Annotated in this window: 15 protein-coding genes and 1 other RNA gene; 14 read left to right on the plus strand and 2 right to left on the minus strand. The window is 58.2% G+C overall.

The window, feature by feature from the left end; genetic code table 11:
* Positions 1-56: 56 nt before the first annotated feature.
* From QZQ97_RS20625 to QZQ97_RS20685, 13 genes are all read left to right on the plus strand, one after another.
* Positions 57-1,172: a branched-chain amino acid ABC transporter substrate-binding protein gene (locus QZQ97_RS20625; protein WP_006317237.1), complete on the plus strand. Its 1,116-nt coding sequence runs from the start codon at positions 57-59 to the stop codon at positions 1,170-1,172.
* Positions 1,173-1,413: 241 nt separating this feature from the next.
* A complete protein-coding gene (gene livH / locus QZQ97_RS20630; protein ID WP_004950984.1) occupies positions 1,414-2,340 on the plus strand; it encodes a high-affinity branched-chain amino acid ABC transporter permease LivH in 927 nt (308 codons plus the stop codon).
* Entirely contained in the window at positions 2,337-3,608 is a 1,272-nt protein-coding gene (locus QZQ97_RS20635; RefSeq protein WP_311994959.1) for a high-affinity branched-chain amino acid ABC transporter permease LivM, read from the plus strand. Before livH ends, QZQ97_RS20635 begins: the two co-directional genes overlap by 4 nt.
* Positions 3,605-4,372 carry a high-affinity branched-chain amino acid ABC transporter ATP-binding protein LivG gene (gene livG, locus QZQ97_RS20640; protein WP_065505713.1) on the plus strand — a complete coding sequence of 256 codons (768 nt, stop codon included), beginning with the start codon at positions 3,605-3,607 and terminating at the stop codon, positions 4,370-4,372. The genes QZQ97_RS20635 and livG overlap by 4 nt, the downstream gene beginning before the upstream one ends.
* Before the next feature lie 4 nt (positions 4,373-4,376).
* Entirely contained in the window at positions 4,377-5,078 is a 702-nt protein-coding gene (gene livF / locus QZQ97_RS20645; RefSeq protein WP_004950991.1) for a high-affinity branched-chain amino acid ABC transporter ATP-binding protein LivF, read from the plus strand.
* Between the two features lie 135 nt (positions 5,079-5,213).
* A complete protein-coding gene (locus QZQ97_RS20650; RefSeq protein ID WP_311994960.1) occupies positions 5,214-6,401 on the plus strand; it encodes an aminotransferase-like domain-containing protein in 1,188 nt (395 codons plus the stop codon).
* Positions 6,402-6,591: 190 nt separating this feature from the next.
* Positions 6,592-7,911, plus strand: coding sequence for a sn-glycerol-3-phosphate ABC transporter substrate-binding protein UgpB (gene ugpB, locus QZQ97_RS20655; RefSeq protein ID WP_311994961.1), 1,320 nt, complete (start codon positions 6,592-6,594; stop codon positions 7,909-7,911).
* A gap of 55 nt (positions 7,912-7,966) precedes the next feature.
* A non-coding RNA gene (locus tag QZQ97_RS20660) (sX9 sRNA) lies at positions 7,967-8,042 on the plus strand.
* 80 nt (positions 8,043-8,122) lie between these two features.
* Positions 8,123-9,010, plus strand: coding sequence for a sn-glycerol-3-phosphate ABC transporter permease UgpA (gene ugpA / locus QZQ97_RS20665; protein WP_065505717.1), 888 nt, complete (start codon positions 8,123-8,125; stop codon positions 9,008-9,010).
* A complete protein-coding gene (ugpE, locus tag QZQ97_RS20670; RefSeq protein ID WP_065505718.1) occupies positions 9,007-9,852 on the plus strand; it encodes a sn-glycerol-3-phosphate ABC transporter permease UgpE in 846 nt (281 codons plus the stop codon). Before ugpA ends, ugpE begins: the two co-directional genes overlap by 4 nt.
* Before the next feature lie 16 nt (positions 9,853-9,868).
* Positions 9,869-10,945 carry a sn-glycerol-3-phosphate import ATP-binding protein UgpC gene (locus tag QZQ97_RS20675; protein WP_311994962.1) on the plus strand — a complete coding sequence of 359 codons (1,077 nt, stop codon included), beginning with the start codon at positions 9,869-9,871 and terminating at the stop codon, positions 10,943-10,945.
* Complete coding sequence (gene ugpQ / locus QZQ97_RS20680) at positions 10,942-11,688, plus strand: glycerophosphodiester phosphodiesterase (RefSeq protein ID WP_311994963.1); 747 nt, start codon at positions 10,942-10,944, stop codon at positions 11,686-11,688. The genes QZQ97_RS20675 and ugpQ overlap by 4 nt, the downstream gene beginning before the upstream one ends.
* A gap of 104 nt (positions 11,689-11,792) precedes the next feature.
* Positions 11,793-12,749 (plus strand): AEC family transporter, encoded by a 957-nt coding sequence (locus QZQ97_RS20685; RefSeq protein ID WP_311994964.1) that lies wholly within the window; start codon positions 11,793-11,795, stop codon positions 12,747-12,749.
* On the opposite strand, the gene QZQ97_RS20690 is transcribed toward QZQ97_RS20685, so the two are convergent.
* A complete protein-coding gene (locus QZQ97_RS20690; protein WP_311994965.1) occupies positions 12,730-13,059 on the minus strand; it encodes a hypothetical protein in 330 nt (109 codons plus the stop codon). The two genes, QZQ97_RS20685 and QZQ97_RS20690, sit on opposite strands and share 20 nt — an antisense overlap.
* A gap of 152 nt (positions 13,060-13,211) precedes the next feature.
* On the opposite strand from QZQ97_RS20690, the gene QZQ97_RS20695 reads away from it, so the two are divergent.
* Positions 13,212-14,072, plus strand: coding sequence for a carboxylate/amino acid/amine transporter (locus tag QZQ97_RS20695; RefSeq protein ID WP_311994966.1), 861 nt, complete (start codon positions 13,212-13,214; stop codon positions 14,070-14,072).
* Positions 14,073-14,108: 36 nt separating this feature from the next.
* On the opposite strand, the gene metR is transcribed toward QZQ97_RS20695, so the two are convergent.
* Positions 14,109-15,059, minus strand: a complete 951-nt coding sequence (metR, locus tag QZQ97_RS20700; protein WP_311994967.1) for an HTH-type transcriptional regulator MetR — start codon at positions 15,057-15,059, stop codon at positions 14,109-14,111.
* Positions 15,060-15,077: the final 18 nt, after the last annotated feature.

Consider the following 15,077-nt stretch of genomic DNA (forward strand, 5'->3'; position numbering starts at 1 on the left):
GTCAGGTGCAGGCAAACACAACAGGTACGTTCACAACGACAGATGGGGATTTGCGGATGAAATTAACAAAAGGTAAGGCGCTGTTGGCGGGTTGTATCGCGATGGCGATCGGCCATTCTGCAATGGCGAAAGATATCAAGGTGGCGATCGTGGGCGCAATGTCCGGCCCGGTCGCGCAGTATGGCGATATGGAGTTTACCGGTGCCCGCCAGGCGATTGCCGATATCAACGCCAAAGGCGGCATCAAGGGCGATAAACTGGTTGGCGTGGAATATGACGACGCCTGTGACCCGAAACAGGCGGTTGCGGTTGCCAACAAGGTGATTAACGACGGCATTCGCTATGTGATCGGCCACCTGTGCTCGTCCTCCACTCAACCGGCTTCCGATATTTATGAAGACGAAGGCGTGATCATGATTACCCCGGCGGCCACCAACGCCGATCTGACCACCCGTGGTTACAAGATGATCATGCGCACCACCGGGCTGGATTCCGATCAGGGCCCGACCGCGGCGAAATACATCCTCAGCGAGATCAAACCCAAACGCATTGCCGTGGTTCACGACAAGCAGCAGTATGGCGAAGGTCTGGCGCGCTCGGTACGCGACAGCCTGAAAAAGCAGGGTACCGACGTGGTGATGTTTGAAGGTATCACCGCCGGTGATAAAGATTTCTCCACACTGGTGGCGCGCCTGAAGAAAGAAAACGTCGATTTCGTTTACTTCGGCGGCTACTACCCGGAAATGGGGCAGATCCTGCGTCAGGCAAAACAGGCTGGCCTGACAACCCGCTTTATGGGGCCAGAGGGCGTGGGCAACTCCTCGCTGTCCAACATTGCCGGTGCCGCCTCAGAAGGTATGCTTGTGACCCTGCCTAAACGCTACGATCAGGTGCCTGCCAACAAACCTGTTGTGGATGCACTGAAAGCCAAGAAGCTGGATCCGACCGGGCCGTTCGTCTGGACCACTTACGCAGCGCTGCAATCTCTGACTACCGGGATGGAGCGCAGCGGTAGCCAGGAGCCGGCCGATATCGTCAAGGATCTGAAAACCGGCAAGCCGGTTGACACCGTGATGGGGCCGCTGAGCTGGGATGATAAGGGCGATCTGAAAGGTTTCGAATTCGGCGTGTTTGAGTGGCATGCGGACGGCACATCAACACCGATTAAATAATATACCCGTCATACTTGAAGCTGCCTCTGTGTTGGCTGCGCCCGCGCACCCCAGTCACTTAGTTTACTAAGCTCCTGGGGATTTACGGCCTTGCCGCCTTGATGCAACTCCAATTATTTAGGGTATACCCTTGTCTTTCACGTTGTCTCGTTGTTGGTTGCAGCGTGAAATTCATTGGGTATAAGCATCTTTAATGGTTTTCATTCCAGGTTGCGATAAACATGCAGCCAAGGGTTCGAGTATGTCAGAGCAGGTTCTCTATTTTCTGCAGCAGATGTTCAACGGCGTTACGTTGGGCAGCACCTATGCATTGATTGCCATCGGTTACACCATGGTCTACGGCATTATCGGCATGATCAACTTCGCCCACGGCGAGGTGTATATGATCGGCAGCTATGTTTCCTTTATTGTTATCGCCGCCCTGATGATGCTTGGCATCGACGTCGGCTGGCTGCTGATTGGCGCCGCGTTTTTGGTGTCGATCGTGATCGCCAGTGCCTACGGCTGGAGCATCGAGCGGGTGGCCTACAAGCCGGTGCGCAACTCCAAGCGCCTGATCGCGCTGATTTCCGCCATCGGCATGTCGATATTCCTGCAAAACTACGTCAGCCTGACGCAGGGCTCGCGCGATCTGGCATTGCCAAGCCTGGTCACCGGCCAGTGGGTGCTGGGTGAAAGCAATGGCTTCGCCGCCACCATCAGCACCATGCAGCTGATTATCTGGGTCGTCACCTTCCTGGCGATGCTGGCGTTGACGCTGTTTATCCGTTATTCCCGTATGGGCCGCGCCTGCCGCGCCTGCGCGGAAGATTTGAAGATGGCCAGCCTGCTGGGCATCAATACCGACCGGGTGATTTCACTGACCTTCGTGATCGGCGCCGTGATGGCGGCAGTGGCCGGCGTGCTGCTAGGTCAGTTCTACGGCGTAATCAATCCGTACATCGGCTTTATGGCCGGCATGAAAGCCTTTACTGCGGCAGTACTGGGCGGCATCGGCAGTATTCCCGGCGCGATGATCGGCGGCCTGGTGCTGGGAGTGGCAGAAGCGCTGACCTCGGCCTACCTGAGCACCGAATATAAAGACGTGGTGTCGTTCGCGTTGCTGATCGTGGTGTTGCTGATCATGCCAACCGGCATCCTTGGGCGGCCGGAGGTTGAGAAGGTATGAAACTCAATCTGCTTAATGCGCTGATAGCTTCGGTGGTGTTGTTTGTCATGGCGTCGTTCCTGATGGGCATGCAACTGAGCCTGGACGGGACCAAGCTGGTGGTCCACGGCGCGGCGGAAGTACGCTGGATGTGGATCGGCATCGGCTGCGTCATCGTCTTCTTCTTCCAACTGTTGCGTCCGCTGATGCAGCAGGGGCTGAAAAAACTGTCCGGCCCCGCTTTTGTCTTACCGAGCTTTGATGGCACCACTCCACGTCAGAAGCTGTTGGCGGCGGCGATTATTGTCGCTGCGATCGCCTGGCCATTTCTGGTGTCGCGCGGCTCGGTGGATATCGCCACCCTGACGTTGATCTACGTGATGCTCGGCCTGGGCCTGAACGTGGTGGTAGGGCTGTCCGGCCTGCTGGTACTGGGTTACGGCGGCTTCTACGCCATCGGTGCCTATACCTACGCGCTGCTGAATCACTATTACGGCCTTGGCTTCTGGGAAAGCCTGCCGCTGGCGGGTATCGTCACCGCCATCTTCGGTTTCCTGCTCGGTTTCCCGGTGCTGCGTTTGCGCGGTGACTACCTGGCGATTGTGACGCTGGGCTTTGGTGAGATCGTACGTATCCTGTTGCTGAACAACACCGAGATCACCGGCGGGCCGAACGGCATCAGCCAGATCCCGAAACCGACCTTTTTCGGCCTGGAATTCAACCGCAGCGCGCGTGACGGCGGTTGGGATACCTTCCATAATTTCTTCGGCCTGAAATACGATCCGAGCGATCGCATCGTGTTCTTGTATCTGGTGGCGCTGCTGCTGGTGGTGGTGACGCTGTTTGTGATCAATCGCTTGCTGCGCATGCCATTGGGTCGTGCCTGGGAAGCGCTGCGTGAAGATGAAATCGCCTGCCGCTCGCTGGGCCTGAGCCCGACAAAAATCAAACTGACCGCTTTTACCATCAGCGCCGCCTTCGCCGGTTTTGCCGGTACGCTGTTCGCCGCACGCCAGGGCTTCGTGAGCCCGGAGTCATTCACCTTCGTCGAGTCGGCCTTCGTGCTGGCGATTGTGGTGTTGGGCGGCATGGGGTCGCAGTTCGCGGTGATCCTGGCGGCTATCCTGCTGGTGGTATCGCGCGAGATGATGCGTGATCTGAACGAATACAGCATGCTGTTGTTGGGCGCGTTGATGGTGTTGATGATGATTTGGCGGCCGCAAGGGCTGCTGCCGATGAAGCGCCCGCAGTTGAAATTGAAAACGGCCGGCAAGGGGGAACAGGCATGAGTATGCAACCTCTGCTGAAAGTAGAAGGGCTTTCGATGCGTTTCGGCGGCCTGCTGGCGGTAAATAATGTGGCGCTCGAGTTGAACGAAGGCGAAATTGTTTCGCTGATCGGCCCGAACGGCGCGGGAAAAACCACGGTGTTTAACTGCCTGACCGGCTTTTACCGCCCCACTGGCGGCACCATCAAACTGCGCGATCGCCATTTGGAAGGGTTGCCTGGCCAGACGATTGCCCGCATGGGCGTGGTACGCACTTTCCAGCATGTGCGGCTGTTCCGTGAAATGACGGTGATTGAGAACCTGCTGGTCGCCCAGCATCAGCACCTGAAAAGCGGCGTATTCGCCGGGCTGCTGAAAACCCCTGCCTTCCGCCGTGCCGAAGCCGACGCGTTGGAACGTGCTTCCGTGTGGCTGCAACGCGTTGGCCTGCTTGAGATGGCTAACCGTTCGGCGGGCAATCTGGCCTACGGCCAGCAGCGGCGGCTGGAGATTGCGCGCTGCATGGTGACCCGCCCCGAGCTGCTGATGCTGGACGAGCCCGCGGCCGGCCTGAACCCGAAGGAAACCGACGAGCTGGATCACTTGATCGTCGAGCTACGCAACCAGCATAAAGTGTCGGTGTTGCTGATCGAGCACGACATGAAGCTGGTGATGGGCATTTCCGATCGTATCTACGTGGTGAATCAGGGCACGCCGTTGGCGCAGGGCACCCCGGCGGAAATTCGTAACAACCCGGACGTTATCCGGGCCTATCTGGGCGAATAATACTATGTTGTCATTTAATCAGGTTTCCGCCCATTACGGCAAAATCCAGGCGCTGCATCAGGTCAGCCTGAACATCAAGCAGGGTGAGATAGTCACCCTGATCGGCGCCAACGGTGCCGGTAAAACCACGCTGCTCGGCACGCTGTGCGGTGAGCCGCGCGCCACCGAAGGCAGCGTTACCTTCCTCGATCAGGATATTACCCAGTGGCAGACCTCGCGCATTATGCGTGAAGCAGTGGCGATAGTGCCGGAAGGGCGCCGGGTATTTTCGCGCATGACGGTGGAAGAGAATCTGGCGATGGGCGGCTTTTTTGCCGATCGTCACCAGTACCAACAGCGTATCGAACGGGTGTTCGGCCTGTTCCCGCGCCTGCTGGAACGTCGCAACCAGCGCTCCGGCACCATGTCCGGCGGTGAACAGCAGATGCTGGCGATCGGCCGCGCGCTGATGAGCCAGCCGAAGCTGTTGTTGCTCGACGAGCCGTCCCTCGGGTTGGCGCCGATCATCATCCAGCAGATTTTCGACATTATTCAGCAACTGCGCGAAGAGGGTATGACCATCTTCCTGGTGGAGCAAAACGCCAATCAGGCGCTGAAATTGGCGGATCGCGGTTATGTACTGGAAAACGGGCGCGTGGTGTTGGAAGATACGGGAGCCGCATTGTTAGCAAACGAAGCAGTAAGGTCGGCGTATCTGGGCGGCTAAATACCCGTCGTCTTTCAGGCTACAGCGTTGTTGGCTGAAATCACTTTCCTGTAGGGACGAATAGAGTCTTCCCGACTAGCCTGGTCGCCGTGTACCGCGCCCCTACAAAATTTATAACGATTACGAGAATAAGAAATGAAGACAGAAGGGTTACTCGCGCAGCGCATCGTCAACGTAAAAAGCTCGGCAATCCGTGAATTGCTCAAGCACAGTAAGATGGAAAACGTCATTTCGCTGGCGGGCGGCATCCCCTCTGATGCCCTGTTTGATTTTGAAGGGCTGAGCATTGCCACCCATCAGGCGATCACCGAACAACCAAAAAGCGCCTTCCAGTACGGTCTGACCGAAGGCAGCCCGTTGCTGCGTGAACGCATTTGCGAGCTGTGCGCCGAGCGCGGCGTGTCCGCCACGGCCGAAGAAGTGATGGTGACCGCCGGTTCCCAGCAGGCGCTGGATCTGGTGATGCGCGCTATCGTCAACCCAGGTGACGTGTTTGTGGTGGAGCGCCCGACCTATCTGGCGGCGCTGCAGACGCTGGAACTGGCGGAAGCCAACATCATGTCGGTGTCATCCGACAGCGACGGCATGGTGGTTGAAGAGCTTGCCGAACTGCTGAAAACTCAGCGCATCAAGGGCGTGTACGTAGTGCCGAACTTTGGCAACCCAAGCGGCCTCACGCTGAGCGCCCCGCGCCGCGAACTGCTGGTGAAACTGGCGGCCGAGTACAACTTCCTGATTATCGAAGACGATCCGTACGGCGAGCTGCGCTTTACCGAAGAGCGCAATGCCACGCTGCATCAGGTTTCACAGCAGGTGCTGGGCCATACCGATAACATTATCTACACCTCGACCTTCTCCAAGATCCTGGCGCCGGGCTTGCGCCTGGGCTGGGCTATTTTGCCTGAGTTTCTGCTGCATAAAGTGGCGATCATCAAACAGGCGGCGGATCTGCACGCCAGCGCGTTGTCGCAGAGCATCGTCGAATGCTACCTGGGTCTGGATCGTCTGCCGGCGCAGATCGAAAAGATCCGCGCCGCCTACAAGCAAAAGGGCGAGATCCTGGCCGGGCTGGTGGAGAAAGAGTTGGGCGACCATATCACCTTCGATATGCCGAAGGGCGGCATGTTCCTGTGGGCGCGTTTCCGTCAGCCGTTCAACGCCACCGAATGGCTGAAAACCACCCTGCAGCAGGGCGTGGTATTCGTGCCGGGGGAATATTTCTTCTCCGATAACCCGGATCGTTCGACCTTCCGCCTGTCGTTCGCCACCGCCACTGAACAACAGATGCAGGAAGCGGTCGCCCGCCTGCGTCGTTCACTGTAATCCCCGCGGCGGCGGGGAGATTTTCCTCGTCGCCGACATCAAACCGCAATCTGCACTTCACCTCGCTGTCACCTTGCTGTCATTTTTTAGTTATTTTTCTGTCATCCGAGCATGGCATGTTAGCTTCCGAACAAAAAACTGATTCTTTTCGCTCACGCGCTTATTACACCAGCTTTTTCAGGAGTTAGGCATGCTCACCTACGCTATTCGCAAAACTACGCTGTGCGTCGCGTTGACCCTGGCGGTCAGCACTCAGGCACTGGCGGCGACCGAGATCCCGTTCTGGCATTCGATGGAAGGTGAACTGGGTAAAGAAGTGGATTCTCTGGCGGACCGCTTTAACCAGTCGCACAGCGACGTCAAAATCGTTCCGGTTTATAAAGGCAACTACGAACAGAACCTGGCGGCGGGCATTGCGGCTTACCGTTCCGGCAAGGCGCCGGCGATTTTGCAAGTTTATGAAGTGGGCACCGCCACCATGATGGCGAGCAAAGCGATCAAACCGGTGTATCAGGTGTTCAAAGATGCCGGGATAAACTTTGACGAATCGGTGTTCGTGCCGACGGTGGCCGGTTACTACACCGACAACAAGAGCGGCCATCTGCTGTCCCAGCCGTTCAACAGCTCCACCCCGGTACTGTATTACAATAAAGACGCGTTCAAAAAAGCCGGCCTGAACCCGGACCAGCCGCCAAAAACCTGGCAAGAGCTGGCGGCGGACACCGCCAAACTGCGCGCAGCAGGCATGAAGTGCGGCTACGCCAGCGGCTGGCAGGGCTGGATCCAACTTGAGAACTTCAGCGCCTGGCACGGTGTGCCGTTCGCTACCGAAAACAACGGCTTCGGTGGTGCCAGCGCCAAGCTGGAGTTCAACAAACCCTTGCAGGTCAAACATATCCAGCTGTTGGCGGACATGAACAAGAAGGGTGATTTCACCTACTTCGGCCGTAAAGACGAATCGACCGAGAAGTTCTACAGCGGCGACTGCGCCATCACTACCGCCTCTTCCGGTTCGCTGGCGGATATCAAGCACTATGCCAAATTCAACTATGGCGTGGGCATGATGCCTTACGATGCCGACGCCAAGAATGCGCCTCAGAACGCCATCATCGGCGGCGCCAGCCTGTGGGTGATGAACGGCAAAGATGCCGCCACCTACAAGGGTGTAGCCGAGTTCCTGCAGTATTTGGCGCAACCGGAAATTGCCGCCGAATGGCACCAGAAAACCGGCTACCTGCCCATTACCACTGCCGCGTACGATCTGACCAAGCAACAGGGCTTCTATGACAAGAACCCGGGCGCCGACGTTGCGACGCGCCAAATGCTGAACAAGCCGCCATTGCCGTTCACCAAGGGCCTGCGTCTGGGCAATATGCCGCAGATCCGCAGCGTGGTGGATGAAGAACTGGAAGGCGTGTGGACCGGCAAAAAAACGCCACAGCAGGCGCTGGACGCTGCCGTACAACGCGGTGATGTACTGCTGCGCCGCTTCGAATCTTCGACGCAATAATCCCATTTGACTACTGCGCTTGCCGTCTTGGGATTGGGCAGTGCTCGGACTCCTCACGTACTACGTGTACGCTCCGGGTCCTGTGCGCTGTCCGCACCCAATCTGGCGGCGCTCGCTACGTCAACTGGAATTATTGAAGTCATGATTTTTGGCAACCGCACTTCGCCTCGTTTCGAATTGCCCGTCTTTTGCCTTACATGAGTCCCTGATTATGAGCTCACATCGTCCCGGTTTCGGCTGCAGCTGGCTGCCCTATGTGTTGGTGCTGCCGCAGTTGCTGATAACCGCAATATTCTTCCTGTGGCCCGCCGGCGAGGCGCTGTGGTATTCGGTGCAGAGCCTCGACCCCTTTGGCCTGTCCAGCCAGTTCGTCGGGTTGGATAACTTTAGCCAACTGTTCCAGGATCCGTACTACCTCGATTCTTTTTACACCACGCTGATTTTCAGCTTCCTGGTGGCGGGTATCGGGCTGGTGGTGTCGCTGTTTTTCGCCGCGTTGGTGGATTACGTGCTGCGCGGCAGCCGGATTTACCAGACGCTGATGATCTTGCCCTACGCCGTGGCCCCCGCGGTGGCGGCGGTATTGTGGATCTTCTTGTTTAACCCCGGCCTGGGGCTGATCACCCATTTCCTTGGCGGACTGGGTTACAACTGGAACCATGCGCAAAACAGCGGGCAGGCGATGTTCCTGGTGGTGCTGGCCTCGGTGTGGCAGCAAATCAGCTATAACTTCCTGTTTTTCCTGGCGGCGTTGCAATCGATCCCGCGTTCGCTGGTGGAAGCGGCGGCTATCGACGGCGCCGGCCCGGTGCGGCGTTTCTTCAACCTGGTGTTGCCGTTGATCACCCCGGTGAGCTTCTTCCTGCTGGTGGTGAATCTGGTGTACGCCTTCTTCGATACCTTCCCGGTGATTGATGCCGCCACCGGCGGTGGCCCGGTACAATCCACCACCACGCTGATCTACAAGATCTACCGCGAAGGCTTTGCCGGTCTGGATCTGTCCAGCTCAGCGGCGCAGTCGGTGATCCTGATGCTGTTGGTGATTGGCCTGACGGTGATCCAGTTCCGTTTTGTCGAACGTAAGGTGCGCTACCAATGATTGAGAACCGACGCGGGCTGGATATCTTCAGCCACGTAATGCTGATTATCGGCGTGCTGGTGGTGCTGTTCCCGCTGTACGTGGCCTTTGTCGCCGCTACGCTGGACGACAAGCAGGTGTTTCAGGTGCCAATGACCCTGATCCCGGGCGGCCATCTGTGGGAAAACATCCGCAATATCTGGCAGGGCGGCGTGGGCAACCTCAAGGTGCCGTTCTCGCTGTTGCTGCTGAACAGCGTGATCATGGCGCTGGCGATTACCTTCGGCAAAATCCTGGTGTCGGTGCTGTCGGCCTACGCCATCGTGTATTTCCGTTTCCCGCTGCGCAGCCTGTTTTTCTGGCTGATTTTCCTCACCCTGATGCTGCCGGTAGAAGTGCGTATTTTCCCGACGGTAGAGGTGATCTCCACCCTGAACCTGCTGGACAGCTACACCGGCCTGACGCTGCCGCTGATGGCCTCGGCGACAGCCACCTTCCTGCTGCGCCAGTTCTTCATGACGCTGCCGGATGAGCTGCTGGAAGCGGCGCGCATCGATGGTGCCGGCCCGATGCGCTTTTTCTGGGACATCGTGTTGCCGTTGTCGAAAACCAATCTGGCGGCGCTGTTTGTCATTACCTTTATCTACGGCTGGAACCAGTATCTGTGGCCGATCCTGATCACCAGCGACGCCTCGATGGGCACCGCGGTGGCGGGCATCAAGAGCATGATCTCCACCTCCGGCGCGCCGACCCAGTGGAATCAGGTAATGGCGGCGATGATTCTGACCTTAATTCCACCGCTGACGGTGGTTCTTCTGATGCAGCGCTGGTTTGTGCGCGGTCTCGTCGACAGCGAGAAGTAACGAGAGAAATGTTCACATGGCAGGTTTAAAACTACAGGCAGTTACCAAATCCTACGACGGTAAAACGCCGGTGATTAAGCAAATCGATCTCGACGTGGCGGACGGCGAGTTTATCGTGATGGTCGGCCCTTCAGGCTGCGGAAAATCGACGCTGCTGCGCATGGTGGCCGGGCTGGAACGCACCACCAGCGGCGATATCTATATCGACAGCCAGCGCGTGACCGATATGGAGCCGAAAGATCGCGGCATCGCGATGGTGTTTCAGAACTACGCACTGTATCCGCACATGAGCGTGTATGACAACATGGCCTACGGCCTGAAGATTCGCGGTTTCGGCAAACAGCATATCCAGCAGCGGGTGGAAGAAGCCGCGCGCATTCTGGAGCTGGAGCCGTTGTTGCAGCGCAAGCCGCGCGAGCTTTCCGGCGGGCAACGCCAGCGGGTGGCGATGGGGCGCGCCATCGTGCGTGAACCGGCGGTATTCCTGTTCGATGAACCTTTGTCCAACCTGGATGCCAAGCTGCGCGTGCAAATGCGTCTGGAATTGCAGCAACTGCATCGTCGGCTGAAAACCACCAGCCTGTACGTCACGCACGATCAGGTAGAGGCGATGACGCTGGCGCAGCGGGTGATTGTGATGAACAAGGGCGTAGCGGAACAGATTGGTACCCCGAGCGAGGTTTATCAGCGCCCGGCGTCGCTGTTTGTCGCCAGCTTTATCGGCTCTCCGGCGATGAACCTGCTGCCCGGCACGTTGAGCGCCGACGGCAGCCAACTGTTGCTGGCCGGCGGGATGACGCTGAATTTACCTCAGGCCAAAACACAGTGGGGCGGTCGCTCGTTGACGCTCGGCATCCGTCCGGAGCATATTCGGCTGACCACCCTTGAACAAGGCGGCGTGCCGCTGGAACTGCAAACGCTGGAGCTGCTGGGCGCAGATAATCTGGCGCACGGGCAATGGGGTGGCCACGGCGTGATTGCGCGGTTGTCGCATGAAACTATGCCGACGGCGGGCAGCACGCTATATTTGCAACTGCCTGCACAGGCGCTGCACTTTTTTGATTCGAACAGCGGATTACGGATGGAACAATGACCACAGCCTGGCCTTATCCTCATATCGTCGCCCACCGCGGCGGCGGTTCCCTGGCACCGGAAAATACCCTGGCGGCGATCGACGTTGGTGCGCGACACGGCCACAAAATGATTGAGTTCGACGCCAAGCTGGCGCAGGACGGGCAGATCTTTTTGTTGCATGACGATACCCTCGATCGCACCAGCGACGGTTGGGGCGTGGCGGGCGAGCTGCCCTGGGACAAGCTGGTGCAGCTGGATGCCGGCAACTGGTACAACGCCGCCTACAAGGGCGAGCGTCTGCCGTTGCTGTTGGAGGTCGCAGAGCGCTGCCGGCAGCACGGCATGATGGCGAATATCGAAATCAAACCCACCACCGGCACTGACGATGAAACCGGCCGCGTGGTGGCGCTGGCAGCACGGCTGTTGTGGCAAGGCCAGACCGATCCGCTGCTTTCTTCGTTCTCGGTTGAGGCGCTTGAGGCGGCACAGCGTACGGTGCCGGACCTGCCGCGCGGCTTGTTGCTGGATGAATGGGATGACAACTGGCAGGCGCTGACGGAGCGGCTGGGCTGCGTGTCGCTGCATATCAACCACAAAGAGCTGACCGCTGAGCGGGTCGCGGCGCTGAAGGCGGCCGGCCTGCGCATTCTGGTGTATACCGTTAATCAGCCGGCGCGTGCGCGCCTGTTGTTGAACTGGGGCGTTGACTGCATTTGTACCGACCGGATAGATTTAATCGGCCCGGATTTCCCCAACGAATAAACCTCCGTTGCTACGGGCGCAGTCTGCTGCGCCCGTGAATTCGCCGGCGCCTGTTGATTCTTGCGACGTCAGCCCCTTGCCGCCGCGCTAACGGAAGGGATGTGATGTCTGTCTTTATTGTTTCTCTGTGGCACCAGATAGCGCTGTCTTTACCGCTATTTGTTCTTATCGTGCTGGGATATGGCCTTGTCCGTTGGGGTAAGTGGCCGGCCACCATCACCGACGGTTTGACCCGTTTCGTCTTCTCCCTGGCGTTGCCCGCCATGTTATTTCGCATGATGTGCGATTTCTCGCAACGCCCGGCGGTGGATGCCCGTTTGCTGATCGCTTTTTTCGGCAGTTGTCTGATCGTGTTCGTGATGGGCCGCATCACCGCGCGCCGGCTGTTTAAACTGGATGGGGTATCCGGTTCGGTGTTCGCGCTGGGGGGGATTTTCTCCAATAACGTGATGCTGGGCCTGCCGATCGCCAGCGTGATGTTGGGTGAGGCCGCGATCCCTTCGGTTGCCCTGGTGCTGGTATTCAACGGGCTGATCCTCTGGACGCTGGTAACCATCTCGATCGAATGGGCGCGCAACGGCTCGCCTACCCTGCACGGCTTTATCAAAACCGCGCGCAGCGTGCTCACCAATCCCCTGATTATCGGCATTCTCTCCGGCACGCTGTTCAGCCTGACCGGGCTGCCGTTGCCGACGTTTGTCGATCAGCCGGTCAGTATGCTTGGCCAGGTGGCGGCGCCCCTGTCGCTGGTGGTGCTGGGAATGGGGTTGGCGGAATATCGCATCAGCGAGGGGTGGCAGCTGAGCAGCGCCATTTGTTTCTTCAAGCTGATTGTCCAGCCGCTGATCATCTGGCTGCTGGCCTGGATGATGGACCTGCCGCCAATGGAAACCCGTGTGGTGGTGCTACTGGGTTCAATGGCGGTCGGGGTCAATGTTTACCTGATGTCACGCCAGTTCAATGTACTCACCGGCCCGGCCGCCACCAGTCTGGTGATGTCCACCGCGCTGGCGGCAATCACTACGCCGCTGATCCTCACCATTATGGGTGTGCGGGTGTAGCCGGCATCTGGGTTTGCGGCACCATCGGTGACGTGCGGTTAAACGGATTGCGCGGTTGGTTGCCGTTTGGCAGCAATTGCCTGTCGTTTGGCGCATTTCGCAGCAATTTTTGCTGATTTTGGTCGAATTGCCGCTGTTGTTGCAGGCGACGTTGATCCAACTGCTGGTTATTCAGCATGCGTTGTTGCTGCATCTGCTGATTGCGCTGGTTAAGGAACTGCTGTTGCGAACTGAGCTCGGTTACGCCATTGGCCGCCGTTGCCAGCCCGGACAGCAACAGCAGGCCGTACAGAATGCGATAACTCTTCATGATATTTATCCTCGCTTTTAATTAAGCCTAACCCACCGGCGAAAAATTGCCGAAAAGTTTATATTTTGCACAGCTGTAAACCGCCTTTTCATCACGCAGCATTTCGCCTTCCGTTACAATCGCCTTTTCTGATTGTTTAGGGTGAACCCGACGTGCTGCTTCTGGTGATTACTACCGTCTTATGGGCGTTCTCTTTCAGCCTGATTGGCGAATATCTGGCGGGCCAGGTCGACAGCTGGTTCTCGGTGCTGATGCGTATCGGGCTGGCGGCGTTGGTATTCCTGCCTTTCCTGCGCTGGCGCAATATCAAACCGAAAGTGATCCTGATGTACATGCTGGTGGGTGCCTGCCAACTGGGCATCATGTACCTGTTCAGCTTCCGTGCCTACATGTACCTGACGGTACCGGAATTCCTGCTGTTTACCGTGCTTACGCCGCTGTACGTCACGCTGATTTACGACCTGATCAGCGGTCAACGCCTGCGTTGGGCCTATGTGTTCAGCGCGTTGCTGGCGGTACTGGGCGCGGCGATCATCCGTTACCATCAATTGAGCGAGCATTTCTGGTGGGGGCTGTTGCTGGTGCAGGCGGCGAATATCAGCTTCGCTATCGGCATGGTCGGTTACAAGCGTCTGATGGAGGTGCACCCGTTGCCGCAACACACGGCGTTTTCCTGGTTCTACCTGGGGGCGCTGGTGGTCGCGGTGGTCGCCTGGTGCCTGTGGGGTAACCCGCAAAAGTTGCCGACGACCCACCTGCAATGGGGCATTCTGGTGTGGCTGGGCGTGGTGGCTTCCGGGCTGGGCTATTTCATGTGGAACTACGGTGCAACTCAGGTGGATGCCGGGACGCTGGGTATCATGAACAACATGCACGTGCCCGCCGGGTTGCTGGTGAATTTGGCTATCTGGCAGCAGCAACCGCACTGGCCGAGTTTTATTATCGGCGGGGCGGTGATTGTCGCTTCGCTGTGGGTGCACCGCCGCTGGGTGGCAGCAAAGCCGGCTAATTGAGACTACGGGCTACCCAAGCGCAGGCAGCCCGCAGCATTAGGCTTGTGAAGCCAGCGGTTTGATGCTGGCGGCAAGGGTGCCCGGGCGCGCAGCGTCGCGTACGAACGGCAGGTGATTGCAGGCGTGTTGGCGCGCCGAGCGGATAAACGCTTCCGTCACTGCCTGGCGCTGCTCTCCGTCGCGTACCGCGGCGTACAGGCGGCTCCACAGGCCATCGCCCAGAGTTTTTGTCACCACCAGCCCCTGGCGTTCAAAACTTTCGACTACCCAATGCGGCAGCGCCGCAATCCCCATCCGTGCCGACACCATCTGGATCAGCAGCAAGGTGTTATCGACGTTTTTCAGCGCCGGGCTGATGCCGGCCGGTTGCAGGAAATGACGCCATATATCCAGCCGCTGGCGCTGCACCGGATAAATCATCAGCGTCTCATCGCTCAAATCTTCCGGCTCAATATGCAGTTTTCCGGCCAGTGGGTGATCCGGCGCCAGCACCAGACGTACCTCGAAATCAAACATCGGCGAATAGTGCAGGCCGCTACGCGGCAGGATGTCTGAGGTCAGCACCAGATCCAACTCCCCCTGCTGCAGCGCCGGTTGCGGATCAAAAGTGACGCCGGACTTAAAGTCCATCACTACCTGCGGGAAGCTCTGGCGGAAGTTGTCCAACGCAGGCGTCAGCCACTGAATGCAGCTGTGGCATTCGATGGCGATGCGCAGCGTGGTTTGATGCGGTTCGTGGCACGCCTGCAACGCCTGCTGGATTTGCGGCAGTACCTGTTCTGCCAGCTGTAACAGGATTTCTCCCTGCACGGTAAAGCGCAGCGGTTGGCTTTTTCGAACGAACAGTTTGAAGCCCAGACGCTGCTCCAGATCGCTGAACTGATGCGACAGGGCCGATTGCGTCTGATGGAGTTGGGCCGCGGCAGCCGCCAGAGAGCCGGTGTTGCGCAGAGCCTGCAGCGTCCGTAAGTGTTTCAGTTCGATCATGAGAGTCCTTCACAGTGA

The sequence above is a fragment of the Serratia sp. root2 genome (genome assembly GCF_031931805.1).
GTDB classification, from domain to species: domain Bacteria; phylum Pseudomonadota; class Gammaproteobacteria; order Enterobacterales; family Enterobacteriaceae; genus Serratia; species Serratia inhibens.

Coding starts and splice junctions, on each gene's coding strand:
- QZQ97_RS20625 (WP_006317237.1), top strand. CDS start 57: ATGAAATTAACAAAAGGTAAGGCGCTGTTGGCGGGTTGTATCGCGATG.
- livH (WP_004950984.1), top strand. CDS start 1,414: ATGTCAGAGCAGGTTCTCTATTTTCTGCAGCAGATGTTCAACGGCGTT.
- QZQ97_RS20635 (WP_311994959.1), top strand. CDS start 2,337: ATGAAACTCAATCTGCTTAATGCGCTGATAGCTTCGGTGGTGTTGTTT.
- livG (WP_065505713.1), top strand. CDS start 3,605: ATGAGTATGCAACCTCTGCTGAAAGTAGAAGGGCTTTCGATGCGTTTC.
- livF (WP_004950991.1), top strand. CDS start 4,377: ATGTTGTCATTTAATCAGGTTTCCGCCCATTACGGCAAAATCCAGGCG.
- QZQ97_RS20650 (WP_311994960.1), top strand. CDS start 5,214: ATGAAGACAGAAGGGTTACTCGCGCAGCGCATCGTCAACGTAAAAAGC.
- ugpB (WP_311994961.1), top strand. CDS start 6,592: ATGCTCACCTACGCTATTCGCAAAACTACGCTGTGCGTCGCGTTGACC.
- ugpA (WP_065505717.1), top strand. CDS start 8,123: ATGAGCTCACATCGTCCCGGTTTCGGCTGCAGCTGGCTGCCCTATGTG.
- ugpE (WP_065505718.1), top strand. CDS start 9,007: ATGATTGAGAACCGACGCGGGCTGGATATCTTCAGCCACGTAATGCTG.
- QZQ97_RS20675 (WP_311994962.1), top strand. CDS start 9,869: ATGGCAGGTTTAAAACTACAGGCAGTTACCAAATCCTACGACGGTAAA.
- ugpQ (WP_311994963.1), top strand. CDS start 10,942: ATGACCACAGCCTGGCCTTATCCTCATATCGTCGCCCACCGCGGCGGC.
- QZQ97_RS20685 (WP_311994964.1), top strand. CDS start 11,793: ATGTCTGTCTTTATTGTTTCTCTGTGGCACCAGATAGCGCTGTCTTTA.
- QZQ97_RS20690 (WP_311994965.1), bottom strand. CDS start 13,059: ATGAAGAGTTATCGCATTCTGTACGGCCTGCTGTTGCTGTCCGGGCTG.
- metR (WP_311994967.1), bottom strand. CDS start 15,059: ATGATCGAACTGAAACACTTACGGACGCTGCAGGCTCTGCGCAACACC.